The sequence below is a fragment of the Leisingera sp. ABM4_101 genome (assembly GCF_056158725.1).
This window is the reverse complement of sequence record NZ_JBSWTV010000002.1, coordinates 2,708,874-2,732,961: the sequence shown is the minus strand read 5'-3', so window position 1 is coordinate 2,732,961 and position 24,088 is coordinate 2,708,874. Positions and strand designations below refer to the sequence as shown.

The window sequence follows — 24,088 nt, the reverse complement described above, 5'->3', positions numbered from 1 at the left end:
TTGCCTTTGTGCTATTTCTGCGCTGCTTTACCTGCAGCATCGCTCAGCTTGGCGATTTGCATGGGGCTTGGGTCATCCCGCCAGCCCGCCGGCTGATTGCCGCCGCGGCGAGCGATATCGGCCAGATAGCTCTGGATCATGTCAGGCATTGTGTCACCTCGGTATGGGAAAGCGCAACGGCCCGTGCCCGGACAACGCAGGTGTTCAAGCTCTGGATGCAATGGAAGCGTCAGCGACGAAGCCCTTTAGCTCCGCCTGTTCCTGATTATCCCGTCAGGTACGCCACGCGGCCGGCCCGGAGCCATGCGATACACGCGCAATTCGGTTCTCTACTGCAACATACCACATCTTGTGGTCGCATCAAGAGAACAACTATCCGAAACCACAGCCATTAAAAAATAATAGCGCCAAGCCTAGCGATTGAAGTCAATAAATCAAAACGAATCCAGACCGTTAACTTCCCATCCCCGCCAATTAAGACTTTTGCACCTCCACTCACTACCCGTTTGGGTGATGTCGCAACCTGCAGGCATCTTTTAATCTAAGAGCGCGCCGGGGAGTGATTAGTCATAAGATTTAGGTTACCCATGATGTCATGGGAATGGGGGAGAAATGTCTAAATGGGTGCGTATCGAATATAGTGTGCGAACTGAAAGCTTGGTCGTTGACAGCTCACTTTCAGGTTCCGCTGCGCTGGGAGAACTGGAGGACAACTTTGGGCTGGCTGGCAACAGACTACTCGTCAACGGCGATGAGATTGCCATACCCTATTTACGGCTATCACCGAGCCTCGACCTAGGCTCTTCTCTGACTTACGGACCATCCGAAACATTTGATTTCGTTCTTGAATCCGCGTTGATGCGATCTTCACGAGAGGACATCAACTCCGAAAGTGATCTAATCACAGCTTACTGATCCTCCCCCAATGAAGTGGTCCGCCGTTATGTTTAGGAAAACGGAGGATCAGAATGGGAACGAAGCGACACAAGCCGGAAGAGATTGTCACGAAGCTGCGGCAGGTTGAGGTGCTTGTCGGTCAGGGATTGCAGCGCGTGGATGCGATCCGCGAAGTGCGCATCACCGAGCAGACCTACTACCGCTGGCGCAAGCAATACGGCGGGATGGGAACCGACCAACTCAGAGAGCTCAAACGGCTGCAGAAAGAGAACGAGCGGCTGCGTCGCGCCGTTTCGGATCTGACCCTGGACAAGCTCATCCTGTCGGAGGCCGCAAAGGGAAACTTCTGAGCCCCGCTCGCCGCCGGGCCTGCATAGATCATGTGCGCAGTCGGTTCAGCGTGTCGGAACGGAAGGCCTGCCGTGTCCTGGGGCAGCACCGTTCCACGCAGAGAAAATTGCCACGAGGCCGGGTCGACGAGGCGCGCCTGATCGCGGACATGATTGAGCTGGCGCGCCAATACGGCCGCTACGGTTACCGGCGGATCGCGGCCCTGCTGAGGGATGCAGGCTGGCAAGTGAACGACAAGCGTGTCGAACGCCTGTGGCGGCGTGAGGGGCTGAAAGTGCCTGCGAAACAACCGAAGAAAGGACGGCTCTGGCTGAACGACGGCTCCTGTGTCCGGTTGCGGCCCGAATATCGCAACCACGTCTGGAGCTACGACTTCGTGCATTGCCGGACCGATGATGGGAAGGCCTTCCGCACGCTGAACATCCTCGACGAACATAGCCGGGAGTGCCTGGCTATCCGGGTGAAGCGGAAGCTGAACTCAGGTGACGTAATCGATGCCTTGAGTGACCTGTTCATCCTGCGGGGCGTCCCGGCCTACATCCGGTCCGACAACGGTCCTGAGTTCGTGGCACAGGCTGTCCGGGACTGGATTGCTGCGGTCGGCTCCAAGACCGCCTACATTGAGCCGGGATCCCCCTGGGAGAACGGATACTGTGAAAGCTTCAACGCCCGGTTCCGCGATGAACTGCTCAACGGAGAAATCTTCTACAGCCTGCGCGAGGCTCAGATCCTGATCGAACAATGGAGGAAGCACTACAACACAAAAAGACCACACAGCGCCTTGCGCTATCGCCCACCGGCTCCGGAAACACTCGTCCCGATGGACCCGAGGCCGGTCATGCACTAACAATCAAACCGGACCACTCAGGTGGGGCTGATCAGAGGCAGAGGGGCCGACGACATCCGAGGCGGGCAAGACTTGGATTTCATCTATGGTCGCAAGGGTTCTGACACACTTAGTGGCGGACGCGGTGCGGACAGTCTAGTTGGAGGCAAAGGCAATGACTTGCTCTTCGGTGGCGGTGGCTCTGACACACTTGTCGCAGGCAAAGGCATTGACACACTCTTCGGCGGTCACGGATCGGACGAGTTCTTCTTCCGCCAAGGCTTTGGCGGCAACGAAATCGAAGACTTTGACCTTAGCGCAGACCTTATTTCGATAGGAGCAGGAGCGAACAGATTTGAAAAGCTTGAGATAGAGAGCGAAAAGAATGGTGCGATGATCTCTTTCAAAGACGTTTCTGTTCTGCTGAAAGGAGTGGATCCGCTTGGACTTACAGAGGACCACTTTGTCTTCTAGTCAGCTCAGTCGTAACTTTTCCGCCCGGCAACCGAAGGCGCTTTCTAACTAAGGAACATGCGCGCAGAGCACACAGATTTTCTGTCTTGCATGCTCCTTTCTGCACGAATGGAGCGCAGCTTGTGCAGTTTTTTTCTAGAAGCTGCCACCGCACAAACTTCTGGTCAGATCTTCTTGGCGAATTACTCGAAACGGGAGTGGTCAAAAAAAAATCAGGAATGCGCCCTCTAGAACAGATCGCTACCGTAAATGACATAATCCTGGGCATCCGACAGCATGACTCGAATATCGTCGAATCCATCGTTGTTCATATCTCCTGCAGCGGCAGCGGTTGAGTTTACTAGGGGCTCAGTTGTTTCATCTTCAGGAATGATGAGAAAACCACCGTCGCCGTTAGCAATGTCTGACAAATAAATTTTTTCCTTCGACTTCGTACCAAGAATTACGAACACGCCAAGTGCTCTACCCACTTCTGTGTCAGCACCGGTTACGGCAAAGTCGTCTAAACCATCCCCATTGACGTCTCCCAGGAAAGATATAGAGCTGCCAATTCTAGTCTCAGCATCAATCCCTACAATTTCCACCCCACGATCGTCCAAGTTTCCGAGTGAAACGCTTTCTACCTCTGCACTTCCGAACACGACATAAACCCGACCGACATTATGAGCTTGCGGAGACCCGGCATAGGGTAGGCCCCAAAAGATATCGTTCAGTCCGTCGCCGTTGAAGTCTCCTCCGCCCGATAGCTGCATGCCGCTGCCAAGCGCAAGTTCCAAGTCACTCTCATAGGCGTGATGAGAAACAATTTCAAAGCCGCCTTCAGAGAAACCTTTACCCAGTTTTACTGCACTCCCGCCTTCCTTGCCATGGATGACAAATGCTCTTTCGGTGCGTGCCGCAGCGTCGGATAAAGCAACAACCATATCGTCAAGCCCATCGCCATTTACGTCGCCAAGCCCAGCGGCGTTTAACCCTGGAAAAAGCTCGAGGCCGGCATCAACCACAAAACCTCCATTGCCTGCCTCAATCTCCCTGATCTCGCCAACAGAAGGGTCTGTAACTATATAACCGAAAGGGTGATCAAACTCCGTGTCACTTGCCGCGCGAAGAATATCAGTGACAAAAAAATCACCGCGGCCATCGCCGTTGATATCTCCAAGAGACGCGCCAGTGTTTCCAAGCAGGCCCAGTGACATGCTTGAGCTTTCTAAGAAGCTTGCCCCTTGCTCAGTGAATTCATTTAGACTGATATCCATATTTCCGGTATACGTGAATACGGCACCCACCCCCAGCAGTGAGGACACGCCCAATACTAGATCAGAACGATCATCCCCGTTCAGGTCGTCCACAGCAGAAGTGAAATTGAATATTGCTAATGGATCGCTTGCTTCGAGAGCAACAGTAAAGCTTTCTCCCCCTTCTCCAACTGCGATTGTGTCCGGCAAGGACGATGCCCCATAAACTACATGAACTTTATTTACCTCTCGGATATCGTGTAGAATGAGATCGGAGTATCCATCATTATTGAAATCACCGTGCAAAATACCACCTGAGTTCAGGCCTACATTAGGCAAAACCCCCGTCAGTTTAAAGCCCTGAAAATTCCCGGCGACCCCAACAACTCTGTCTTCGTGCCCCCCCCCACCACTGCCTGGCGTATCCGTTCCAAAGCTGCTTAGAGTTACACTTGAAAGGTATTGATGCTGACCTGTCGCTGTTGATCCATTAAGCACAACAACACGTTGAATATTGTAGTGAATGATCGTGTCAGTTCCAAGGTTTCCCTGGCCTGTCTCTATCCATATTTCCGAACCATCATGCGTGCGGTTATCACGGATCATCTCGCGCAGAGATTCCGCCGAGTAAGAACTGCTGCCGATCGTCAATGTGTCGTCTTCATCAAAATGGCTAATCGTATCATGACCATCGGCACCAAAGACTCCCTGCAAATGGTTAAACCCCCAATATTCATTTGACGCACGGTACTCTGAACCGACGTGATGCAAAACGAAGTGGTCTGCTCCTAATCCACCTTCATAGTAATCGTTGCCACTATATCCGGAGATCGTGTCGTCGCCATCACCACCTATTAGCGAGTCGCCCCCCCACCCACCTCTTAAAAGATCATTGCCGAGCCCACCGCGCAGAGTGTCGTCACCAGAATCCCCATACAGAAAATCATTGCCAGCCCACCCCCAAATACTGTCACCTCCAACTCCACCTACGATCGTGTCTCGCCCTGTCCCACCATCCAAAGTATCAGAGCCAAGGCCCCCGATCAGCAAGTCGTTGCCACTCATACCGCTCACGCTGTCATCGCTGCGGCCTCCGCTCAAGAAGTCGCTTTGCCTGCCGCCAAATAGGGTATCCTCACCGCGCCCGCCAACGATCCGATCCCGGCCGTTTCCTCCCCAAATTTGATCCTTTCCGGAGTCGCCAAACAACCGGTCGCTGCCTGCTTTTCCAAAGATGCGATCATTTCCGGTGCCGCCTTTCACAAGATCACGACCTTCGTCACCCGAAAGGAAATCGTGGCCACCTCCTCCAACAAGCGTGTCTTTCCCAGATCCTCCCCTAAGAGTATCTTCGCCATTGCCACCATTCAATTTGTCAAACCCGTTGTGGCCCTTCAGCACGTCATTCCCGGCTCGCCCTTTCATGACGTCGCCTATGGCGCTTCCCACAGCCCGATCATTGCCTCCTCCGCCGGAAAAGCTGACAGAACGAGGAAGTGACTCTACAATCGCTCCAAAGCTTGCTTGAAAATCAAAATCTGTCTGGCTGCGAGAAACGACTTCAACACTCTTCGAAGTTGCGAGTAGATCTCGCATCATCTCGGGCCAATCTACCGAGGGTGCGGTGCTGGCGGCTATGAGAGTAGACAAGCTCCAGTCGACGTCTTCTATTCTGGCCTCTAACGAGCCATCGGACGAAAAAAACTCTAGGATACTTATCCGCCCGTCGACTGGTTGCGATTGAGCGTCATACGCGACCTGTTGCGTAATCAGCTCGACTCGCCGCCCTTGACTATCAGAAAACTGAATTGGTGTGCCGGGTGCCCAGGGCTGCAAACCGCCTGAACGCAGAACATCAAAAAAACGGCTACTGCCCCCCAGAAACGTTAAGCGCACTCGAGTAACTCCCACTGTTAGAAATCATCATTATAAAAATTCGGGTTACAAGCAGCATGCTAAGTCCAAAGGACAAGAACAACGATAAATTTTCATAGGTAGGAAAATGAACTGCGTTCCGAATTTGTGTTCTGATCCCCCCCAACACCTGCTTACCCGGAAAAATTATCCTTTTTGGTACTCGCCCGCACAACTGCGCCACAACTTGACTGAAGGCTTACGCGAGGAAGTTTCATGACGCCCTCTTCACATCCAGCGGGTCGATCTTCACACTCACAGATTGCCCGAACATTTCAGAACGCGCCTCAATCAAGGGATGCATGTCGTGTGCAGCTTGAACCATGTCAGTGAAGTTGACAACGCGCCCCCATGAACGGCCCGGCCAGAATCTTCAGCGCGGCACCAGGCTCAAACTGGCACATCACAGCCCTGTCGCGGCTATCGATGATCCGCTGAGCCTCTGTATTTGCCGCGGCAACCTTGATCAGAAAGAGCTTCACGTGTCTACGGGCCTCCTGCCCGCTGTCCATTATCAGCAAACAGTTACGATCTGGATCCTGGAAAGTGCTGGAAAGACCAAATGAGCAGCTCCGATGACGCCCGCCCTCTCAGGTAAGCCATGTGGTAGGCCCGGAGCCATGCGATACACGCTCAATTCGACAATGGGTGCACAGCACCAAATTTCGCCAAATCTTCAAGTAGTTGCGCAAGGCATCTGCTAAAACAGAAAACCACCTGAGCCCATTGGCACTTTGAAAAAGCATTTGCAGGCCGGGTTAGCGGCTATTGCAGCGGTCTCACACGAGAACCAGCGTGTCGGCCAACCCGTCAAGGCTGCTGACACCATCCAAAACCAGGATATCACCGCGGCCGAAATCGAACTCAACCCGGTCACCAATGACCTCGGCAAAGCGATTTACAACGCGGTCTGGGTCATCACGGCCTTGCAGCAATCTGCTTTCCAACTCGATTTTGTCACGCTCGACGTCGAAGTCGGTAACGGTGTCGATGTCATACCTGCGCGCGAAAACAAATGTATCACGTCCTGCGCCGCCAGTGAGAGTATCGTTACCTTCTCCACCATCCAATGTGTCCTTTCCCCGGCGCCCGTCCAACTCGTCCTGACCGGCCTGACCTGAGAGAACGTTGCCCCTATTGTTCCCATAGATGCTTTCGTTGATGGCGCTGCCGGAAATATTTTCAACACTGCTCAAGGTAATTTGCGTTGCGAACCCAGTGCTGTTGTTCCGGTCCATCAAGTCAAACACATGAGGCTCAAATGTTTGATTTGCATTGAAAATCTGAAAAGTATCTTTTCCCTTGCCACCAGAGAAAAAGAAGTTATCGGACGTGAGGCGCCCCGACCGGTCGGTTGGAAACACCAAAAATGTATCATCTCCGCTACGGCCGAATACATCCGTGTCTGCTCCTATTCTGGTCGCAGGTGTAACCACGACAGTTTCGCCTGTAGATGATCCTTTGAAAGTGCTTCCGCCAATCAGTGAAAACTCTTCCAGATCGACAAGCTCAAGCTTTCGGGCTTCACCGCGATTAGCGGACTGCTTGTTCAAATTTATTTTCACCTCACGCGAAAACGTCACGGTGTCATAGCCTGCACCGCCATCGAACAAAGCCCGCTCAAAGCCATTGGCGAAAAACTCGTCGTTGCCTCTTTCACCAAAGTACTTGTTCTGGCTCAGATTTTTCGTACCGTCACCCATGCGCTGGAAACTGTCGTTCCCGTCGCCCCCGTGAAAGGTGTGACCGCCGCGCCGGTTGCTCGTGGCAATGTCAAAGATATCAGCGCCGCCTTCTCCATAAATCGTGAGCGTGTCCCCAAATCTTGCCGTAAACCGGTCAGGCAGCTGGCTTCCTATAACATTTACTGTCTCTGCCCTGAATGTGGCGCTCTGGGTGGTGGTTGTCTGGGAATTGGTACCGCCGCTTAAAATTGACAGGCCCGATGAGTTGATTGTGTGCAAACCGCTTGGAAGCCCATCGCCACCGGTTGCTCCAAAGGCGCCACTATTGGACTGGTCAAAATCGGAAAAGTCGACCGTGATCACTGAACCCTTGTTGTAGCTGGAAAACTCGAAGTCTCTTCCTGCGCCGCGCCCTTCATCCAAAGGGATCAGTTTCAGATTAACATTCATAACTGTGTCGACGGATGAAATCCTGAGGCTTTCAATATCGATCAATTGAACGTTGCCAATCGTCAAATCAAAGCTGTATTCGGGGTTAAGGTCCAGAGACAGGCTTCCGCTTGAAGTTTGCCTGATTGCGACACTGTCTATTCCTGCGCCTCCATCGAAGGAGAAACCGGCTCCTGTGAAAAAATCATGGCCAGAGTAGTTAAAGTTTCCCCGGGTCGGTCCGACACTCAGGTGATCACTGCTGTTCTCGCCGAAGTAACTGTCACCAACTTGAGTACCATCGTAGGCAAAGACAACATCACCACCATCCCCCAGCCTGATTACGTCATTCAGCTCGGTCGCAATAACAGAATCGCTGCCAGAAGTGCCTGTAATAATGTTCTCGTTCATAAAGGTGTCCCAAAAATACAGTTATTCAGATGCTTCTCTGCTCACAAAGAGAATGTCTTAGTGGTCCGTTATATTAATAGTGCATAAAGTTGTTAGGTTCTCAAGAGATCAGCGATGCGGTGTATTCCGCTCCTAGCCTCTCACACCGCCCCCTTCACATCAAGTGGATCAACCTGGACCCGCACTGACTGTCCAAACATCTGCGTTTGCGCTTCAATCATTGGGTGCACATCGTGGGCCGCCTGGACCATGTCTTTGAAGCTCACAATGCGTCCCATGAACGGCCCGGACAGCACCTCCAGCGCAGCCCCCGGCTCAAACTGGCACATCGCAGCCCTGTCGCGGCTATCAATGATCCGCTTCGCGTCTGCGTTCTCCTCCTCGACTTTGCTCAAGAAGGGCTGCACGTGTTTCTCCACTTCCTTCGGCGCCACCATCATCAGTGAGGGGTTCAGGCCGCGACTTTGGATAGCCTGGGCGAAAAGCTCAGGCGGGATGTCCACGAAGATGTAGCCCGGCAAGTAGGCGCTGGTCACCGGCTCTGCATGGCGCTTCTTGCCCTGGCGCTTGAACTCGATCTTGCGCGGGGCGAACGCCTCGATGCCGAGAGCCCGCAGCTGGCGCTCGACGGCAAACTCCCCGCGTTCCTGGCTCACGGTTTCTGCCCCCTCTCCCGTCTCCGCCTCGAAATGCAGGTGGCGCGGGAGGGTGACTTTCTTGGTGGTGGTAATGCCCAGGTACCAGGTCATTCTGCAGCGCTCCGGTGCTGGGTGCCAGGCATTGCCTTCAGCAGCTTGCCGGCCAAAGCCGCGCGGGTCATGCCCTCCTCCTCGAGGATCTCCTGCATCCGCTCAGGCGTCACGGGCGGCTCCTTCGGTGCCTCAGGCTCCGAACGCACCAGCCGCGGCCGGACAGCGCGGGCCTTCATGATTTCCGCCCGGACATGTCCCTCGTTCGGCATCTTGTTCGGGTTCGCCAGCACGGCGGCCTGGCAGGCGGCCTGAACCTCACCCAACGGGAAATCCTGCAGCGCGTTCATCCAGTCGATCAGCATCCGGTCATGGGCCGCGGAGCCGCGGTCACGCTCCCAGCCAAACCGGTCGAACTTCTTGGCGAGCACCTCAAGCTCGACCGCAACCATGGCCCGGTGCTTGGCCAAGTCCTGCGAGCCGAGCGATCTGCTCAAGGGCAGCGTCAGGCCGGTGTTCGGGTCGGTCGGGAGCTGCTGGGCGGCGGGAAAAGTCATCGGAGGCTCCTTTCAAAACTTCGGTGATGTACGGGATTGGGTCTTCGGTTCCGGCCCGTTGGGCCGCGTCGATTGCTAGGAGAACGGCAGGCGGCCCGGCTTCCTTGATCCACTTGCCGATCATCGGGCCTGGGTTCTTCACGCCCATTGCGGCCAAGGCGGGCTTGCCGATTTTCCACACGGCCTGCGTGGTTGCCGAGACAACCACCACCTCGCCGGACTGCTCAGTCGGCGGCGCAGCCGCATCCTCTCCGTCAGGAGAGGTTGTTTTATTGTTTACTTGTTCTTTATTGGGTTGCTGCTGGGTTGCTGGCGGGTTGGCACTTGGGTTTTCACCCTCGCTGGCGGCTTGATTTTTCTCATAATTACAAATGGTTATTATGGTGCGCCTTTGGGTTGCCTTGCCGGTTACCTTTTGGGTTATCGCGCCGCTGTCCTCCAGCAGCTGCAAGAAGGTGCGCAGAGCCTGCCGGCCCATGCCGGTTGCAGCCTCCATTTGCCGCTGGGAGATACAGACCTGGCCGCGCTGGATCTCGATCATCCTGCCGCCCACATTGAAGGGGGTCGGCTTCCATGCCGCCTTGTGCAGCAGCCAGTGCCACGCGCCAACGCGCAGGGCGTTGTTCTCGAAAATGGGGTGCTCCCAGATTCTCCGGTGCGAACAAACCCAGCCAGTCATGAGATTTCACCTCTGAATTCTATGCCGCAGGCGTCCAGCGCCTGCGCGACGGTCTCCACAACGGCTTTCTGCCCGCGCCAGGCGGCGTGCCATTCCCGCTGATCTGGCGTCAGCTTACGGCCGCTGGGCGGCTTGGCGCCGTCCTTGACCTCCAGGAGGAAGTTCACGCCCCGGTATCCGACAACCAGGTCAGGGAAGCCCTCGCCCGCTGCGTAGGTGGGCGTGACGGTTGCCCCGGCACGCCGGAGAGCAGCCACGATCTGGGGCTGGTTGGCATCTACCTTGGCGGCGCGGCGGCGTGTCATGGATCAATCCTTCCCAGCTGCCCGGCGCATCCGGCGGATACAGCGCTTCATGATCTTGGTGCGCTCCCCCACATCGTCGGCCAGGATCAGCTTGCGGCGCTCGATGCGCACATGCAGCTTTGCCAGTCGGGCCACCTCTTCCGCGTTGGCGAACTGAAACCACGGGGCGTCTATCCCGAAGGGCTCGACCAGCGGCGGGCCGCCATTGTCACCGATCATGGCAGCGAGGTGTTCGGCCGCCCGGTCCTGGGCCGCCTCCTCGGCCCGCTGCTGCCGCTGAAGGCGCAAAAAGAGCAGGTCCAGCGGGTCAGCCTGTACACCGGCTGGTGGTGTACAAGCACTAGCCGCGTCGGCTGCATGAAAGGAGGTCGGGCGGATCAATGCAGTCATTTGCGGAGCCACCCCATCTGAGAGGCGCCAGCAAAGAATGCGCCGTCTACCCGGTCCTTCGCTTGCTTGAATGTGCCGGCGTCGTCAGAGCGCGCCGGAGCCGACCGCTTCAGCAGCCGCTCAAACAGCTCATAGCCCGCCCGATCCATCTGGAAGGTGAGCAAGCCGCTTTCGGCGCTGGGAATGGCTTTCAGATGTTCGTCGGCCATCAGTGCTTGCTCGCAAACTGACCGCAGGCCCAGGCTGCAACCCCATCGAACAGCTTGCCCCTTTTCTTGGTATGAACCTTCACCAGAGCGCAGAACCCGAAACCCTGGTTCTTGCCTTTGGCCACCTCGCCGTCGCGGTAGTGAGCGCAGGCGGTGCAACGCTTGTTCAGATCCGGCCGTGCCCAGGTGCACTGGCCCGCCTTTGTCGCAGCGATGCGCGCGGTCAGGTCGCCACCATCAAGGTTCTGGTGAGTTGGATCTTTCATAGGCATAGGCATTCCTCCTGTGCTTAAGGACGGGTTCACTCGTTGAGAGGGTCTGGCGCCGCGCGCCGATCAGGCGAAAATCTCGCCGTCTTCAGTTCAAATTCAGGGGGTCAATCTGGGCCGGTAAAAGTCACGCTCCGGCTCTTTAACTACTGCTCGACTGACCACTGCCTCTGTTGGGGAGAGAGATAGGATGGGTGCTGCTTCACGGCGGAACCCAAACTTTTACGAGGAATTTACCGCCCTTCCGGTAGTGTGGTGCAGGCGAGTTACGCCAGAAGTTGAGGTAAGCGGTTTCGATGTCCGACAATTCAAGCATCGGCATCTCCATCAATGGAGTGGAACACCCGGTTCTTTGCGGTATCTGCGAGGCGCCGGTATCTTTCGTTGGATGTACGAACGGCAAGAGCAGGGACGCTGGATGCCCTCAGTGCGCAAACGTCGCTGATATCCTGGCGGTAATGGCACTGGCCGCGGAGTACACTAAAGACAAGGAGATGCAGCATCTCAGCCAAATAGCCCGGGGAGTGCCACGCAGTCTTAGAGCCATGAGAATTGATGGTCAGACCACGCACGATCAGGTCTATCGCTTCATTGTCGATCTCAACCTTTGAAAAACCGCGAGCTGGAGAGTTGCTCGCGTCACCGTCCAAGGCAGCGAAAGCGAAACCGCAAGAAACCTCGCTCATGTCCCCGGCTTGTTGGGGTCGCCTTAAGGAATACTGGCCTATGATCCCCCCGCTTTGGTTTCGAAGGATTTGAGAATGAGTGACAACATTGTGTACTTCGACGGATGCACGACTTTCGGAAAAGCCGGCGGATCCATCCAGGTCGAGCTGGAAGCAAATATGCTCGACCCCGCGCCCAATGGCAGCGTCGAAGTAAGGCGCGCAGTGACGGCCCGCCTCAGATGCAGCAGCGCCGCCGCCATGCAGCTGGTCGAGGCCTTGCAAAGAGCAATCGCGATGGCAAACAAAGAGCCGAGCGATACCCCCGTCACTAAGAACTGACATCACCCCTGCCCCCTCTCGTGAACGGCTGCCCTGCTTATCTGGAAAACGTTGCCCGCCACCTGAGCCTCGAAGTGCTCCGCCATCTTGGTGAATTCCGCGGCGGCCTCACGTGACTCGACAGCCGCGGAGGCATGATCCCCGGCCTTGCCTGACTGCGCGGCCCGGATGCCGGCGGCGACGGCCTGACCACCCTCCTCCGACGCCCGCCCCGACAGTGCGAACAAGCACACATCCATGTTCGGGACCGTGGTGGCGGTCCGGTAGCTGTCAAAGCAGTGGTTGCCGGTGGCGTCCATCAGCGCCCAGGCCCAGAGCAACGGAACCTCGGCGCTGCCGCCCTTGATCTTGGAGAGGGTACCAATGCTGATCGGGTGCCCGACTGCTGAGGAGATGACCGAGGCAGCGGCTTCCTTGCCGCCAGCTTGCGTCACCAGGTTGTCAAACATTTGCGCGGCGATCTTCGGCTGCATGGAAAGGCCTTTTCCTTGGGTTTCGGACCTCCCGCTTCCATAGTGTGAGCATGGATGCAGGCGGATTTGGTTTTGCTAAGAGAATGGAGGGAGGCGGCTGGTCACTGGCGCACCGTCGGGCGCGGAGAAGATCTTTCAGCCCAAAACGCCGCGATGGAGGCGCTAATTTTGCTTGCGGTTTCAGGCCAAACACGCCCACCAGACCGCAGCCTTTCAAGCAGTCGGCCATTGTTGGCGATCAGAATGCCGATCCTGTGATCGGAAAGGCCCGTCTCGCTCTGAATTTGCTCAAGTTCGGTAAGGAGATCATGGGTCATGCGCCACAATATGCACGCTATTGCGTGCAAGTCAATGCACGCTATTGCGTTGAGACGTGCGTGCAACGCGGTGATAGGCTTAAGCCTATGAAAAACGGTTGGTTTGATCGATTGTCAGAAGTGATTGCGGATGACCCCAGGTCTATGCGCGCCTTAAGCCTTGAGGCGGGCCTGGGGCCAAACTTCATCTCCCAAATGCTGAAGAACAAGAAGGATCCGGGGGGCGACAAACTCTTTTCGATCCTGAGCAAATTGGATCAGTCCGCCATAGCCTTCATCTTCTTGGGCATCCGCATTAGCGCCGAGGACCTTGAGATGCTTGGCCTCTATTCTGAACTTCCAGAGCGGGCCCGTGGTCAGTTCCGCGAGCTTCTGGGCTCACTGTCTCACGGCGCAGATAATCCATAGCGATACTCTTTGCTGACGGCGACAGCTTTGACCACAGCTCCAAAACCTCAATCAGCTCGCTAACTTCAAGCATACATCCCCCACACTATCATACTGACATAGCCGCAGCAGACTTGCGGCCAACTTCCCGCCAATGCGGTATGGGAGCGTGAGGGGCACTGCGAGGCCTGGGGCCGAGGCTCATCCTGCACTTTGCAGTATTCTGATAAGAACAAATGGGGAACACTGCAAGCCGCAAGATGTAGCACAGGCGAAGAGTGAGAAACGTGGTAGTATCGCAGTGCGAGCGCTAGATGTGGTGGAATCACCCGTTCACTCTATACTCTCACAGCGACAGCAGCGGGCCAGCTATGGACGCGCTAGAAGGGTTGGCCTGAGCCCTTTGCGGTCACTGACCACCAGGCAGGCTCTCGCTCATGCAGCAAGCCGCGAACGGCGCTAAGCAGTTCTTGTAAGGTACATCAGGGAAGGTCAGCACAGCGGGCCGAAGCTGTCGTTGGCTGATGATCGGAAATGAGCATTATTGAGGCATTCCGGACGCCTTCATGGCATTCAGCCACCTGTCGAGAACACCCGGGGCCGTCCATACGCCGGAATTGACATCCCGCTCCCGCGACACGGTCCAGGTGGGGTTTTCCCTTTCGTATTCAGCCATTGCCTTGGCCGCCTTGTCTGGTTCTTCAAGGCAATGGTGGATGGCCGCGAGCGTCTTGTTGGCAGCAACAGGCATAGACGGCGCCGACACGAATGTATCTAGGGCCTGATCGCATTCTCCGATTTGCCACTGGATCCTGGCCTTTTCCCACTGGACGTCATGCCCGTATAGCGGATCGACACGCTCGGACTCTGCGAGCACAGCCAAAGCTTCGTCGGTTTCGCCGATATAGGACAGTGCCTGGGCCAGCGCGTTGCGTGAGAAATGAGACGAGGGGTTCAATTCGATGGCACGGCTGAAAGCGGCAGACGCGGCCTCAACATCACGGTTCATCACCAGAGCGCGTCCCAAAGCGTGATAGGCTAGGAAATTGTTCGGGTCGAGTTCCACGCCCCGGCGGGCGAGACCGATCATCCGTGTGCGAAGGGCTTCTTCATCGCCCTCGATCCAGCCATAGCGCAGTCCGATGCGAAGCGACAAGGCCTGGCCTATATGGCCCCATGCGGACTCCGGATAGTCTTTGAGGGATTGCTCCTGTTCTTCGATGTTTTTCAACAGGTTCTCGCGATTGAAATTCCGCATGATCCGGCTTTGCGCAGCGTTGGAGATCAACAAAGCGCTGACATCGCCTTCGGACATGCGTGCCTCGGCGGTGTCAACCACCTTAGCACCGACGGCATTGGCAATCTTCCGGCTGATCTGACTGTTCGTCTTCAACAGCGCCTCCAGCGGGGCATCTATCTCATCAACCCAAGTATGCGTTTCCGTTTCCGCATCGATTAATTGTGCAGTCACCACAAGCCGTTCCCCATCGAATTTCTGGCTGCCTTCTAGAATGAAATCAGCGCCGAGTTGTTTGGCAATCTCGGAAACGCCCAGGTCGGAGTTGCGGAACTTGAAGCTGGAGCGCCGCGAAATGACGGTGAATTCCCTGTACCGCGCCAGCGACGTGATGATGCCATCGCCTATCGTGTCGTTCAGAACACCCATGTGTTCTTCGGGGCTTAGGTCTTCAAACGGCAGCACAGCGATCACAGGGGCTTTGACAGGTTTGGGCTGAAAATAATAGGATGCCGCCACAAGAGCCAGGATGACGAACCCTGCGGCCACAACCCATTGCTGCAATTTGCTGCGCGGTGCGCCCTGTTGTTCGGAGATGGGCGGCGGGGTTTCCATGGCCAGCGCCTGCGAACGGGCGTCCAATTCGATCCGATAGACCTCCACCGGAGCGGGAATATTCTTAACCTCCTGCAGTCCCATGTCTGCGAAGGTGAGGTCGAGCTTGTCACTCACCTGGTCAAAAGTGCTGCGCGATATGCAGATCCCGCCGGGCTCTGCCAGACCTTCGATCCGAGTGGCGACGTTCACCCCGTCGCCGTAAATGTCGTCGCCATCGACAATGACATCGCCCACATTGATGCCGATGCGAAACAGGATTTTGTCCTCTTCAAGCGGTTCTTCCTGAGCCGCCGAAATGGCGTGCTGGACATCGACGGCAAAACTGACGGCATCGATCACGCTGGCAAACTCAACAAGGCTTCCGTCGCCCATGAGTTTGACCGTCCGACCATGGTGCCGTTCGATCCGCGGGTCGATTTCTGTGCGCCGGAGCGCCTTTAGCGCCGTCAGGGTGCCACTCTCATCCTGCCGCATTAGGTTTGAATAGCGCACGACATCGGCGGAAAGGATGGTTGTCAGCCTGCGTTCCTGGTGTCCGTGTCCCATAGCAAAGACCCCCTTCAGATCAGCCTAGCTTAAGAAGCGAGGGGGCGTCGAGGAATCTGCGGGCATCGTGATGTGCAACACATCTGCCGATGAACGACTATGGCTGCTGCGGACTCGATCCTGCTGTCCGTTGCGGTGGGCACAGACCGGTAGTTCGAGCCCTTTGCGGACCTTGCTCGGTTGCCAGGTCTTTGCTTGCGCAGCGCGGCGCTATCGGCGCCAAAGCCGCCATTCAGGGAAGGGCTGCGCGGGGCCTTGCCGCCGTTGATGTGCGATCAACGTATGCCAGCTTTATGGACTTGCGGTATTCCTATACTTGCCGGTCAAACATGTAGCTCAACTAGCTGGATGAGGTTGCCGCAGGTATCGTCAAAAACCGCCATCGTCGCACCGCCAGCCTTCACAGGAGGCTGTGTGAACTCAACACCCGCTGCCTTTAATTTGGCAACCTCAGCCTCAATGTCGTCAACGCTGAATGCTGAAACGGGAATACCATCAGCCATAAGTGCTTCCTGATAGGCGCGGCTTGCCGGATGCACGTTCGGCTCTAAACCCAACTCCACTCCTTCGGCTTCCTCCTCAGATACTACTGTCAGCCAACGGTGTTCGCCCAACGGGATATCGTGCTTCACAACAAAACCAAGCTTGCTCGTGTAGAAATCGAGTGCTTTTGACTGATCATCAACAACGACGCTCTTCATGTACATTTTCATTTAGTGTCTCCTTGAGAAAAAAGTTCCACCCAGGGGTTGATTGCATCCACAATTGGCGCTGCCGCCAGAGTGTGAATCTTGGTGCGCCCTCGCCATGCCGTGGTTATTAATCCAGACTGCTCCAGCGTATTCAGATGCCTTGTGATGCCTTGTCGGGATATTGTGATTGAATGCTCTTCGAACAGTCGCGCGCAAAGCTCGAAAAGCGTCTGGTCGTCACGCTTTCTCAGCTCATCAAGGATTAACAGCCGCGTTGTGTCACCAAGGGCGCTGAAGAGAATGCTTAGCTGCGGATCAAATTGAAGGCTCATGCCTCATAATGCAACAATATTGTTGCATGTCAATCGAACCAGCCATTTGGGCAGCACGTAGAAACGCTAGGATGAGCTGATCCGGACATCCGTTGGGGTAAGGGCTGGCGTTCGGTACGAGCCCATTGCCGCCGTTGGCCGGCAGGTTGCCCCTCGCGTGTGCAGCACGTCGAGAACGGCGCAGAGCGGCCATTGACAGGTTCGCTAAGGAATGACGGCAGTCGGGACAAACCAGACTTTCGCCGCACGTGCGTCACAAGCGGATCCGAACGGCGGCTATGCGCTGTTACTTGAGGTTCACTCGATTTCAATCACAAAACCCACAGGTATATGCGTATCTTCCATATCAGCCCAAGTGCTTTCTAACCCGCCATTTCGCCTCGAGAAGAAGACTCCGTAGTGCTGTCCATTCTCAAAATTGTCAGGCTGGCCTTGCGCAAAATTCTCGTAGGTCAGAGGATTGCCATCCACCCAAGTCCATCCACCGTTCGGCTCGCTAGTTTTATCCAGTTGGTACAGCCCAATGTAAGGTCCAGACGTGAAGCCACTATAGTGCAAAAAAAACCGATCATCCTTAGCAAAAAGATCAAATACAAAATCATTCTCTGCCCTATCAGAGATGGTCACCAAATGCCCTCCAGCACGTTTTGCAATTCGACCCGCTTGATGCCAGGTGTCGTGACCTTGCAATGGAAGGACTCCTATGTAAAGCCGCCCTTGATAGTAATCAAAAAGAATTTCTCGAAACTGTAAAACTTTAAGAGCTTGCGCTAAGCGCGGTTCAGCCGTCGGAGGCAACTGAATGTCCATATAACTGCGTGCACGCTCTGACATCAGGTCTTCAATTTCGAACGGATCAACCAGGATTTCGAGAAGCGATCTGTCAACCTTGCTACTCGGCCACAGATCCGCCGCACCTCGTGCTAACCCAATAGCATTTCTGGTCTTTGGACCGAAGACGCCGTCAGCTGGACCTGGATCAAATCCCATGAAGTTCAAAGAAGTCTGAACGAGCTTTCTTTGCTCCGCCGTAAGTATCGGAGTAATTCCATCGTCTCTGTAATCAACATCGATCCAAGGCTCCTGCACGAATTTACGCTTTCGCTTCAAGAATACGCTTTCAAGAAAGTCGCGTTTCCGGTGCGCCAAGACTACTAACTCATGGTCAGGGTAATCCGAGAAATCATCAATGAACCTATTCCAAACACTTGCATCTGCGGATTTTTCGGCAAGAGCAAACCGTCGCAGAATTTCAGATTGCCTTACAGTTTCCTGTTCGGTCAAAGCAGTGTTTTTCACACTAGCGTTCTGAGGTGCTAAAAAGTAGATATCATCTCCCGGCAACGCTCCGTAAGTAAACGGCTCCTGTGCCCCGTCAGTGAGTTCGAACACCCGGTCACGAACTTTACGGAAGAACTTGCTTACTTCCAGCCCGGGCTCCTCCAAGTGCTCCAACAGCGCCTGCGCATAGGGTGAGTTTCGACCAGTCCCGTCGAATGCAAGGCTGCCTTCGCGTGCAGCGTAGCCCACAAGTATGCCACCGGGCAAAACGCCGCCAATCGGATCCACTCGGACGAGACCAGTGCCAACCGAACGCGATCCACCTTTTACAATCAACTGCTTAGCAAAAGGATTGTCACGACAGGCATCGATCAGCACGATTTTGATACCTTCTGTCATAGCTAGAGAGCGCATCACCAGATCTAGGGGTATTGTCTCAAACTCGACATCGAGGTCTGTTGCCAGTTCGGCATTGACAGGAATAAGATAGTTGGCTTTGTTGACCTCAATTCCATGCCCAGCGAAGTAAACAAACGTCAGTTCGGCGTTTTCTGCCTTGTGGGCAAACTCGCGGAACAGCTGGCGCATCTGCTGATCATCGGCATCCAACGCAAGAATGACTTCGAAATCCAACCGCTTAAGAGCCGACGCAATATCAGTTGCATCGTTGGCCGGATTGCTTAGTTTCGGAACCCTTTGATACCCACTGTTACCAATAATCAGAGCGACACGCTCTTTGGTCTCCGCAGTACTGGGAAGAGTGGCTGCAAGGACAAGCGCAACTAATGGCAGAACTCTAATCAGCATTATCTCGCTTTGTTTTGTGTTGCTCCGATCCGCTTTTGGCTGATGAAACGCTAGATCGTGATGCAATCTCTGGCAACAGCTTTGCGCTGCTTAAGCCGGGCAACCATGGTGATCGGGTTCACCTTGCCCGTGGGAACGGGGTAGGCACTTTGAGAAGTTTACAGGGAAGTACGACCTTCTCTCGAATGTCGCTGACCTCCTGTGGCTGCCAATCTACTCCGATGGGGGGGGCAGCGTTGTTCATTTTGGCAATACTGACGAGCGGAAAGGCATCCCATCTGGGCCTCAGGGAAACGTGTCTTCTTCATCGGAATCTCCTCGTTCATCCTGCCGAGAAAATTCTACTTCCGCATCCCCTTAAGATCGGGGGGATTACCCCCTCCTCAGATCGGATGCAGGGAAATCGCAGATGGCTCTTTGTTAACTTGTTCAATAGGTTCTCAGCTAGGTTTTAGGCAATCGAGAAATCTGATACACTTTCGAACATTATTATAGTGGGAGTTGTTTCGATGGTGAGCGAGGACCGTGTTAAACTTGGAAAGATCACTCTAACTACACCGGAAGCGGGTGGATATAAAATCTCTTTCAGGGGCAAGCCCAATAATGGCGAAAAAGTCATGCTTGTCGTAGGCGACAAGACAATGATGCTGAGCTCCGGAAAGTACACACCAAAAGATTTTGGAAAGATGCTGGACCTTATCGGAGCTCAAAACAAATGGGGCAAGCCACTAACTGTCTATGTCGGGTTTGGGAACAGCAAAAACATCAAAGACTATGATTTTTCCAAAGGTGTGAAGATCACTTGCCCAGCGGAGCCTTATCAAGGAGCATTGAGCATAAAGGCACTCATGTCTGCTACAATGAATAAATGGATTTACATTGCCGACTCTCCTATGTTGCACATTAAACCTATCGGGAAGTACTATCTTCTGGTGCATAGAAAAAAAATCCACTGTGGGCCAGCGGGGCTAAACTGCTCAACTTTTGTCGTCGCCGGTAAGAAAAAAGAGTTCAATCTGACCAAGCAATTTGGAGGTGACATTGCAAAGAAATTGGGTGGAAAGCTCGCCAGGGGTTGGATGCACAAGGCCGAAGCAATTGAGTTCTTCCAGAATGAGGGCAAATCTGGTGAGTATCATATCTGCAGTACGAACCATCAAGGGTATGTAATCAATGGCATGGCTTACCACTACTCCGGCACCCGTGGAACTGGTGTGGTCGAAAGCGTTGATAAGTTCATCAAGAATAACAAAGAACCCTTATGGGCGTACAAAGCTTGATAGCGTTTGACTGACAGCAGTTTTTTATCTTACGCGTTCTCAGGCAAAGCAGACGCTTGATAAGGCCCATGCTGCGCATGCGGCGAGAGTCCGGTTGGTCCCGCGCCTCGTCGGTCTCGCCCATTCCCAAGCGAAGCCCCCTCTATCTTGCTCCCTCTTAGTCCCTAACCCCGCTCCGGTGGGTTTTTTCTTTGCGCGCACGCTGCGCTGGTGTTTGCCAAAGAGGAAAGGCGATTCTGCAGGGCCGGAAAGTGAGTGCACGCTTTTGCGTTCATTTTTGGTTGACGCGCACGCTATTGCGTGCAATCTTACTCCCAAGCAAAGGGAGAACCGAGATGCACAGCACGGCCTTCAAGGAAATCGAACTGACGGATCGCAGCGGCGAGGACTTCGAGGGTTCCGCCGAGTTCTGCTGGACCGCTTCCCGCGTACCGGCTGACTGTGAAACCGGAGAGGCCGGCGTCTGGGAAGCATACGCTTCCATCGCCTTCGCCCTGGTCGATGACATGCTCTACAGCCGCGACGAGCTGGTCCTGCGCTTCGGGAAAGCAGAGGTGACCCGCATCGAGGCCTATTTCGAGGAAGAGGCTTTCCCTGAGGAACTGGCCGAGTTCGAGAACATCTACGATGACGAAGACGCCAAGTTTGACGCTGCCGCCCTCCTCCGCGCAGCGGAGCCGCTTTTGGCTATTGCGGCAGAGTGATTTTCATGAAACAATTTAAACCCAAGGTTGAGCAACTCCTCAAGGAAGCAGGCTCGCCCCCGGCGGGCGCTACCAAGCGCCACCACTCACAACGAACGGCTCGCCGGGGGCTCGATCACAACTTCAGCACAAGCACATGGGCACACCCTGCCCTGCAGCGCCCGCGCCGCGGCCACCACACCGCAATGCACGTCCTCTTCTGGGCCTGCATGGCAATCGGTGGCCTCTCCATCGGCGCCCAGCTGACCGGTCACGCCGAGGCCCTGCGCACCATGTGGCACCAGACCCCCTGAACTCCCCTACGGGCGCCCGCCTCACGTCCCGGCGCCCCACTTTACCCCGGCGGCAGCAATGCCCGATGCCGCCGGGGCTCTTTGAAAGGAGCGAGACTTGAACCAGTTTTCACCCGTGAAGCTGCACAATGCAGAACAAGGCAGCGATGAATGGCACCAGCTGCGCTGCGGCGTGCTGACTGCAAGCACAGTCAAAGAGATCGTGACGCCGACCCTCAAGCTGGCCGCCAACGACAAAACCCGCGCCCTGGCGAACAAGATCGCTGTGCAGCGCATTACCGGCATCCCGGAGGAAGAGGGTTACACCTCCGAGAAGATGCTGCGCGGCCATATCGACGAGGAAGTTGCCCGCGACCTCTATGCCAAGAAGTACGCCACCGTGAGCGAGGTGGGCTTCATCACCAATGACCGCTTTCCGCACTTCGGCTATTCGCCTGACGGCCTGGTCGGCGCTGACGGGCTGATCGAGGTGAAGAGCCGCGACCCCCATCTGCACATCGCCAGCATCAACGCCCGGGAGCGTGGCGAAGGCATCCCCAAGGAGTACATGGCCCAGGTGCAGGCCGGGCTGCTGCTGTCCGGCCGGGACTGGTGCGACTTCATCAGCTTCTCACACGGCCTTCCGATGATGGTGCACCGGGTCGTGCCGGACCCAGACTATCAGGCGGCCATTGCCGAGGCCGCCCGCGCCTTTGAGGAGAACGTGCAGGGCATCATCGCGGAATACCGCGCCGCCACGGCTGACGCCTCCGTCTACACCCCCACTGAACGTATCGACTATGAAGGGATGATCCTGTGACCTCTATTCTGCACACCATCGCCGCCAAGTCCGACCAGCTGAACGCCGAAGACCTGATTGGCGGGGATCGCACTATCCGCGTGACCGGTGTTCGGGTCAACGCCTCCGAGGACCAGCCGGTCTGGATCCAGTTCGAAGGCGACAACGGCAAGCCGTTCAAACCCTGCAAAACCATGCGCCGGCTCCTGATCCGCGTCTGGGGCGACGACAGCACCGCCTACGTCGGCCGCTCCATGACCCTCTACCTCGACCCGGAGGTGAAGTACGGCGGCATGAAGGTCGGTGGCATCCGCATCTCGCAGCTGTCCCACATGGAGGCGCCGCAGTCCTTCTTTCTCACCGAGACCCGCGGGAGGAAAAAACAGCATACGGTCACACCGCTGCCAGCATCTCAGCAGCAGATGCCCGCCGAGCCGACTGCCGAGGAAATCAACGCCGTCCTGCATGACGCTGAAAAAGCTGCGAAACGCGGCAAGGCTGCTTTCACCGCCTGGTGGAACAGCGAGAGGGTCAAAGCCAACGACAACTGGGCGCGCAAAGTCGTCAACGGCCTGCTGCCCGGCACCGAGATCAAGCTCGACGCACTGCAGAAGATGGCTGTGCAGGCCGACCTTGCCGCCGCGCAGGATGACGACGCGGTGACTGAGGATGATCCGTTCAGCACCAGTGAGCAGGCCGCGTAATGGACAAGGCTCCCGATATCCTGCTGATCAAGACGCCGGGCGGCCTGGAGCCCTACGGCCGGCACAGCGCCCCCATGCTGGAGGATCTGGTGCCCGGCCAGGTTCTGACGGCCAAACCCCGCAAGGGCCGCGGCCTGCCCCGGAACTCCGCCTACTGGGCGGGCCTGCACACCGCCATCGAGCATTGCGACGTCTGGCCGACAACTGAGCGCCTGCATGCCGACCTCAAGAAATACTGCGGCTATGTCGACGAGTATTTCAGCCCTCTGACCGGGCAATGGGAGATCCGCGTGCAGTCCACAGCTTTCAGCAAGATGAACGAGAGCGAGTTCGCCCAGTACTTCCGCAAGGCGCAGCTGCGGTTCATTTCGGAGATGGGCTTTGACCCGTGGCAGCAGGTGGCGAAATGACCCGCGAAATCTACTGCTGTGGTTGCGAGAAAAAAGTACCGGCGCGCCTCACAGATGGGGTCGAAATCTACCCGCACCGCCGTGATTTGTCCGCGCTGCCATTCTGGAAGTGTGACACCTGCGGCAACCACGTCGGCTGTCACCACAAAACCAGCAACCCGACAAACCCGCTTGGATGCATCCCCACGCCCGAGGTGAAACATGCCCGCCAGCACATTCACCGCGTCCTGGATCCGATCTGGCAGAGCGGCCGCATGAAGCGCAAAGCCGTCTATGCCGAGATTGCCGAGCGGCTCGGCCGCAAAGGCTACCACACCGCCAACATTCGCAGCGTCGATGAGGCGCGGCAGGTCTACCGGATCGTCAAAGAGATTGGAGCGCAGGCATGACCGACCTCATGGGACGCGGCCCCCTCGGCCTGAAAGGCGCCAAACCCGTCAAGGCACCCCGCAAGCGCTTGAAGTCCGGCGGCCCGAAGATGACCAAGATGTGCCGCGCTGCAAAGGGTCAGCCCTGCACCCTTCGCCTTTCCTGCTGCAACCACGACCCGGAGACGACGAGCCTCTGCCACATCCGCGCCTTCGGCTGGGCCGGCGCCGCAGAGAAGCCATACGACTTCCTCGCCGTCTTCGCCTGCAGCAGCTGCCACGACGCTCTGGACCGCCGGCGGAACGGCGAACTCTGGGGCTGGGATGATCTGACCCGCGCCTTTGGGGAAACCCTCATCGCGCAATACCGCATGGGCAACCTCATCGTCGCCTGACTGCGCCCTGACAGCAACCGGGCACCCGAACCAGCATGAAGCAGCCGCACCCCGCGTCCTGCCTGAAACCCGCCAGACCTGGTTCACTCACTTTGCCGCAATACCCGCCCGGTTGCTTTCAAGACGCAGTTTAAATCCA

Annotated in this window: 29 protein-coding genes; 12 read left to right on the top strand and 17 right to left on the bottom strand. The window is 56.0% G+C overall.

Annotated elements, in window-relative coordinates; all coding sequences use genetic code 11:
• Positions 1–11: 11 nt before the first annotated feature.
• On the bottom strand, positions 12–149 hold the full coding sequence (locus tag ACXAEK_RS14570; protein WP_475042941.1) for a hypothetical protein: 138 nt from the start codon (positions 147–149) through the stop codon (positions 12–14).
• Between the two features lie 819 nt (positions 150–968).
• Here ACXAEK_RS14570 and ACXAEK_RS14565 point away from each other — a divergent pair.
• A protein-coding gene (locus ACXAEK_RS14565) for an IS3 family transposase (RefSeq protein WP_475038988.1) occupies positions 969–2,095 on the top strand; the annotation gives its coding sequence in 2 pieces (ribosomal slippage) (positions 969–1,233 and positions 1,233–2,095; 1,128 coding nt in all).
• A gap of 21 nt (positions 2,096–2,116) precedes the next feature.
• Positions 2,117–2,548, top strand: a complete 432-nt coding sequence (locus ACXAEK_RS14560; protein ID WP_475042939.1) for a calcium-binding protein — start codon at positions 2,117–2,119, stop codon at positions 2,546–2,548.
• A 227-nt stretch (positions 2,549–2,775) separates the two neighbouring features.
• Here ACXAEK_RS14560 and ACXAEK_RS14555 read toward each other — a convergent pair whose 3' ends face one another.
• From ACXAEK_RS14555 to ACXAEK_RS14505, 11 genes are all read right to left on the bottom strand, one after another.
• On the bottom strand, positions 2,776–5,679 hold the full coding sequence (locus ACXAEK_RS14555; protein WP_475042938.1) for a hypothetical protein: 2,904 nt from the start codon (positions 5,677–5,679) through the stop codon (positions 2,776–2,778).
• A 344-nt stretch (positions 5,680–6,023) separates the two neighbouring features.
• On the bottom strand, positions 6,024–6,179 hold the full coding sequence (locus ACXAEK_RS14550) for a hypothetical protein (RefSeq protein ID WP_475042936.1): 156 nt from the start codon (positions 6,177–6,179) through the stop codon (positions 6,024–6,026).
• 297 nt (positions 6,180–6,476) lie between these two features.
• The gene (locus tag ACXAEK_RS14545) at positions 6,477–8,222 is read right to left on the bottom strand and encodes a calcium-binding protein (RefSeq protein ID WP_475042934.1); all 1,746 of its coding nucleotides are present in this window, start codon (positions 8,220–8,222) and stop codon (positions 6,477–6,479) included.
• Positions 8,223–8,362: 140 nt separating this feature from the next.
• On the bottom strand, positions 8,363–8,971 hold the full coding sequence (gene nusG / locus ACXAEK_RS14540) for a transcription termination/antitermination protein NusG (RefSeq protein ID WP_475042932.1): 609 nt from the start codon (positions 8,969–8,971) through the stop codon (positions 8,363–8,365).
• Positions 8,968–9,363, bottom strand: a complete 396-nt coding sequence (locus ACXAEK_RS14535) for a hypothetical protein (RefSeq protein ID WP_475042931.1) — start codon at positions 9,361–9,363, stop codon at positions 8,968–8,970. Before ACXAEK_RS14535 ends, nusG begins: the two co-directional genes overlap by 4 nt.
• Positions 9,344–10,147 (bottom strand): hypothetical protein, encoded by an 804-nt coding sequence (locus tag ACXAEK_RS14530; protein ID WP_475042929.1) that lies wholly within the window; start codon positions 10,145–10,147, stop codon positions 9,344–9,346. The genes ACXAEK_RS14535 and ACXAEK_RS14530 overlap by 20 nt, the downstream gene beginning before the upstream one ends.
• On the bottom strand, positions 10,144–10,452 hold the full coding sequence (locus ACXAEK_RS14525) for a hypothetical protein (RefSeq protein ID WP_475042928.1): 309 nt from the start codon (positions 10,450–10,452) through the stop codon (positions 10,144–10,146). The genes ACXAEK_RS14530 and ACXAEK_RS14525 overlap by 4 nt, the downstream gene beginning before the upstream one ends.
• 3 nt (positions 10,453–10,455) lie before the next feature.
• Entirely contained in the window at positions 10,456–10,842 is a 387-nt protein-coding gene (locus tag ACXAEK_RS14520; protein WP_475042926.1) for a hypothetical protein, read from the bottom strand.
• Positions 10,839–11,051: a hypothetical protein gene (locus ACXAEK_RS14515; RefSeq protein WP_475042925.1), complete on the bottom strand. Its 213-nt coding sequence runs from the start codon at positions 11,049–11,051 to the stop codon at positions 10,839–10,841. Before ACXAEK_RS14515 ends, ACXAEK_RS14520 begins: the two co-directional genes overlap by 4 nt.
• Positions 11,051–11,317 (bottom strand): hypothetical protein, encoded by a 267-nt coding sequence (locus ACXAEK_RS14510; protein WP_475042923.1) that lies wholly within the window; start codon positions 11,315–11,317, stop codon positions 11,051–11,053. The genes ACXAEK_RS14515 and ACXAEK_RS14510 overlap by 1 nt, the downstream gene beginning before the upstream one ends.
• 311 nt (positions 11,318–11,628) lie before the next feature.
• Positions 11,629–12,006, bottom strand: coding sequence for a hypothetical protein (locus tag ACXAEK_RS14505; RefSeq protein ID WP_475042922.1), 378 nt, complete (start codon positions 12,004–12,006; stop codon positions 11,629–11,631).
• Between the two features lie 75 nt (positions 12,007–12,081).
• Between ACXAEK_RS14505 and ACXAEK_RS14500 the strand changes: the two genes are divergently transcribed.
• The gene (locus ACXAEK_RS14500) at positions 12,082–12,327 is read left to right on the top strand and encodes a hypothetical protein (RefSeq protein ID WP_475042920.1); all 246 of its coding nucleotides are present in this window, start codon (positions 12,082–12,084) and stop codon (positions 12,325–12,327) included.
• Between the two features lie 2 nt (positions 12,328–12,329).
• On the opposite strand, the gene ACXAEK_RS14495 is transcribed toward ACXAEK_RS14500, so the two are convergent.
• Positions 12,330–12,800 (bottom strand): hypothetical protein, encoded by a 471-nt coding sequence (locus ACXAEK_RS14495; RefSeq protein WP_475042918.1) that lies wholly within the window; start codon positions 12,798–12,800, stop codon positions 12,330–12,332.
• Between the two features lie 50 nt (positions 12,801–12,850).
• On the opposite strand from ACXAEK_RS14495, the gene ACXAEK_RS14490 reads away from it, so the two are divergent.
• On the top strand, positions 12,851–13,525 hold the full coding sequence (locus ACXAEK_RS14490) for a hypothetical protein (protein WP_475042917.1): 675 nt from the start codon (positions 12,851–12,853) through the stop codon (positions 13,523–13,525).
• 520 nt (positions 13,526–14,045) lie between these two features.
• Here ACXAEK_RS14490 and ACXAEK_RS14485 read toward each other — a convergent pair.
• The 4 genes from ACXAEK_RS14485 to ACXAEK_RS14470 form a co-directional block, all read right to left on the bottom strand.
• Complete coding sequence (locus ACXAEK_RS14485) at positions 14,046–15,905, bottom strand: adenylate/guanylate cyclase domain-containing protein (RefSeq protein ID WP_475042915.1); 1,860 nt, start codon at positions 15,903–15,905, stop codon at positions 14,046–14,048.
• A 323-nt stretch (positions 15,906–16,228) separates the two neighbouring features.
• The gene (locus ACXAEK_RS14480; protein WP_475042913.1) at positions 16,229–16,618 is read right to left on the bottom strand and encodes a VOC family protein; all 390 of its coding nucleotides are present in this window, start codon (positions 16,616–16,618) and stop codon (positions 16,229–16,231) included.
• Positions 16,615–16,929 carry an ArsR/SmtB family transcription factor gene (locus ACXAEK_RS14475; protein WP_475042911.1) on the bottom strand — a complete coding sequence of 105 codons (315 nt, stop codon included), beginning with the start codon at positions 16,927–16,929 and terminating at the stop codon, positions 16,615–16,617. Before ACXAEK_RS14475 ends, ACXAEK_RS14480 begins: the two co-directional genes overlap by 4 nt.
• Positions 16,930–17,226: 297 nt before the next feature.
• Positions 17,227–19,017 (bottom strand): caspase family protein, encoded by a 1,791-nt coding sequence (locus ACXAEK_RS14470; protein WP_475042910.1) that lies wholly within the window; start codon positions 19,015–19,017, stop codon positions 17,227–17,229.
• A gap of 509 nt (positions 19,018–19,526) precedes the next feature.
• Here ACXAEK_RS14470 and ACXAEK_RS14465 point away from each other — a divergent pair.
• From ACXAEK_RS14465 to ACXAEK_RS14430, 8 genes are all read left to right on the top strand, one after another.
• Positions 19,527–20,297: a hypothetical protein gene (locus tag ACXAEK_RS14465; RefSeq protein WP_475042908.1), complete on the top strand. Its 771-nt coding sequence runs from the start codon at positions 19,527–19,529 to the stop codon at positions 20,295–20,297.
• Between the two features lie 335 nt (positions 20,298–20,632).
• Complete coding sequence (locus ACXAEK_RS14460) at positions 20,633–21,001, top strand: hypothetical protein (RefSeq protein WP_475042906.1); 369 nt, start codon at positions 20,633–20,635, stop codon at positions 20,999–21,001.
• Between the two features lie 5 nt (positions 21,002–21,006).
• A complete protein-coding gene (locus tag ACXAEK_RS14455; protein WP_475042904.1) occupies positions 21,007–21,294 on the top strand; it encodes a hypothetical protein in 288 nt (95 codons plus the stop codon).
• 97 nt (positions 21,295–21,391) lie between these two features.
• Positions 21,392–22,093: a lambda exonuclease family protein gene (locus ACXAEK_RS14450; RefSeq protein WP_475042902.1), complete on the top strand. Its 702-nt coding sequence runs from the start codon at positions 21,392–21,394 to the stop codon at positions 22,091–22,093.
• The gene (locus ACXAEK_RS14445; RefSeq protein WP_475042900.1) at positions 22,090–22,776 is read left to right on the top strand and encodes a hypothetical protein; all 687 of its coding nucleotides are present in this window, start codon (positions 22,090–22,092) and stop codon (positions 22,774–22,776) included. The genes ACXAEK_RS14450 and ACXAEK_RS14445 overlap by 4 nt, the downstream gene beginning before the upstream one ends.
• On the top strand, positions 22,776–23,186 hold the full coding sequence (locus tag ACXAEK_RS14440; protein WP_475042898.1) for a hypothetical protein: 411 nt from the start codon (positions 22,776–22,778) through the stop codon (positions 23,184–23,186). The genes ACXAEK_RS14445 and ACXAEK_RS14440 overlap by 1 nt, the downstream gene beginning before the upstream one ends.
• Positions 23,183–23,575 (top strand): zinc-finger-containing protein, encoded by a 393-nt coding sequence (locus ACXAEK_RS14435; protein ID WP_475042896.1) that lies wholly within the window; start codon positions 23,183–23,185, stop codon positions 23,573–23,575. Before ACXAEK_RS14440 ends, ACXAEK_RS14435 begins: the two co-directional genes overlap by 4 nt.
• Positions 23,572–23,949 (top strand): DUF1364 domain-containing protein, encoded by a 378-nt coding sequence (locus ACXAEK_RS14430; protein ID WP_475042895.1) that lies wholly within the window; start codon positions 23,572–23,574, stop codon positions 23,947–23,949. The genes ACXAEK_RS14435 and ACXAEK_RS14430 overlap by 4 nt, the downstream gene beginning before the upstream one ends.
• Positions 23,950–24,088: the final 139 nt, after the last annotated feature.

Coding starts and splice junctions, on each gene's coding strand:
- ACXAEK_RS14570 (WP_475042941.1), bottom strand. CDS start 149: ATGCCTGACATGATCCAGAGCTATCTGGCCGATATCGCTCGCCGCGGC.
- ACXAEK_RS14545 (WP_475042934.1), bottom strand. CDS start 8,222: ATGAACGAGAACATTATTACAGGCACTTCTGGCAGCGATTCTGTTATT.
- nusG (WP_475042932.1), bottom strand. CDS start 8,971: ATGACCTGGTACCTGGGCATTACCACCACCAAGAAAGTCACCCTCCCG.
- ACXAEK_RS14535 (WP_475042931.1), bottom strand. CDS start 9,363: ATGGTTGCGGTCGAGCTTGAGGTGCTCGCCAAGAAGTTCGACCGGTTT.
- ACXAEK_RS14530 (WP_475042929.1), bottom strand. CDS start 10,147: ATGACTGGCTGGGTTTGTTCGCACCGGAGAATCTGGGAGCACCCCATT.
- ACXAEK_RS14525 (WP_475042928.1), bottom strand. CDS start 10,452: ATGACACGCCGCCGCGCCGCCAAGGTAGATGCCAACCAGCCCCAGATC.
- ACXAEK_RS14520 (WP_475042926.1), bottom strand. CDS start 10,842: ATGACTGCATTGATCCGCCCGACCTCCTTTCATGCAGCCGACGCGGCT.
- ACXAEK_RS14515 (WP_475042925.1), bottom strand. CDS start 11,051: ATGGCCGACGAACATCTGAAAGCCATTCCCAGCGCCGAAAGCGGCTTG.
- ACXAEK_RS14510 (WP_475042923.1), bottom strand. CDS start 11,317: ATGAAAGATCCAACTCACCAGAACCTTGATGGTGGCGACCTGACCGCG.
- ACXAEK_RS14505 (WP_475042922.1), bottom strand. CDS start 12,006: ATGAGCGAGGTTTCTTGCGGTTTCGCTTTCGCTGCCTTGGACGGTGAC.
- ACXAEK_RS14500 (WP_475042920.1), top strand. CDS start 12,082: ATGAGTGACAACATTGTGTACTTCGACGGATGCACGACTTTCGGAAAA.
- ACXAEK_RS14495 (WP_475042918.1), bottom strand. CDS start 12,800: ATGCAGCCGAAGATCGCCGCGCAAATGTTTGACAACCTGGTGACGCAA.
- ACXAEK_RS14490 (WP_475042917.1), top strand. CDS start 12,851: ATGGATGCAGGCGGATTTGGTTTTGCTAAGAGAATGGAGGGAGGCGGC.
- ACXAEK_RS14485 (WP_475042915.1), bottom strand. CDS start 15,905: ATGGGACACGGACACCAGGAACGCAGGCTGACAACCATCCTTTCCGCC.
- ACXAEK_RS14480 (WP_475042913.1), bottom strand. CDS start 16,618: ATGAAAATGTACATGAAGAGCGTCGTTGTTGATGATCAGTCAAAAGCA.
- ACXAEK_RS14475 (WP_475042911.1), bottom strand. CDS start 16,929: ATGAGCCTTCAATTTGATCCGCAGCTAAGCATTCTCTTCAGCGCCCTT.
- ACXAEK_RS14470 (WP_475042910.1), bottom strand. CDS start 19,017: ATGCTGATTAGAGTTCTGCCATTAGTTGCGCTTGTCCTTGCAGCCACT.
- ACXAEK_RS14465 (WP_475042908.1), top strand. CDS start 19,527: ATGGTGAGCGAGGACCGTGTTAAACTTGGAAAGATCACTCTAACTACA.
- ACXAEK_RS14460 (WP_475042906.1), top strand. CDS start 20,633: ATGCACAGCACGGCCTTCAAGGAAATCGAACTGACGGATCGCAGCGGC.
- ACXAEK_RS14455 (WP_475042904.1), top strand. CDS start 21,007: ATGAAACAATTTAAACCCAAGGTTGAGCAACTCCTCAAGGAAGCAGGC.
- ACXAEK_RS14440 (WP_475042898.1), top strand. CDS start 22,776: ATGGACAAGGCTCCCGATATCCTGCTGATCAAGACGCCGGGCGGCCTG.
- ACXAEK_RS14435 (WP_475042896.1), top strand. CDS start 23,183: ATGACCCGCGAAATCTACTGCTGTGGTTGCGAGAAAAAAGTACCGGCG.
- ACXAEK_RS14430 (WP_475042895.1), top strand. CDS start 23,572: ATGACCGACCTCATGGGACGCGGCCCCCTCGGCCTGAAAGGCGCCAAA.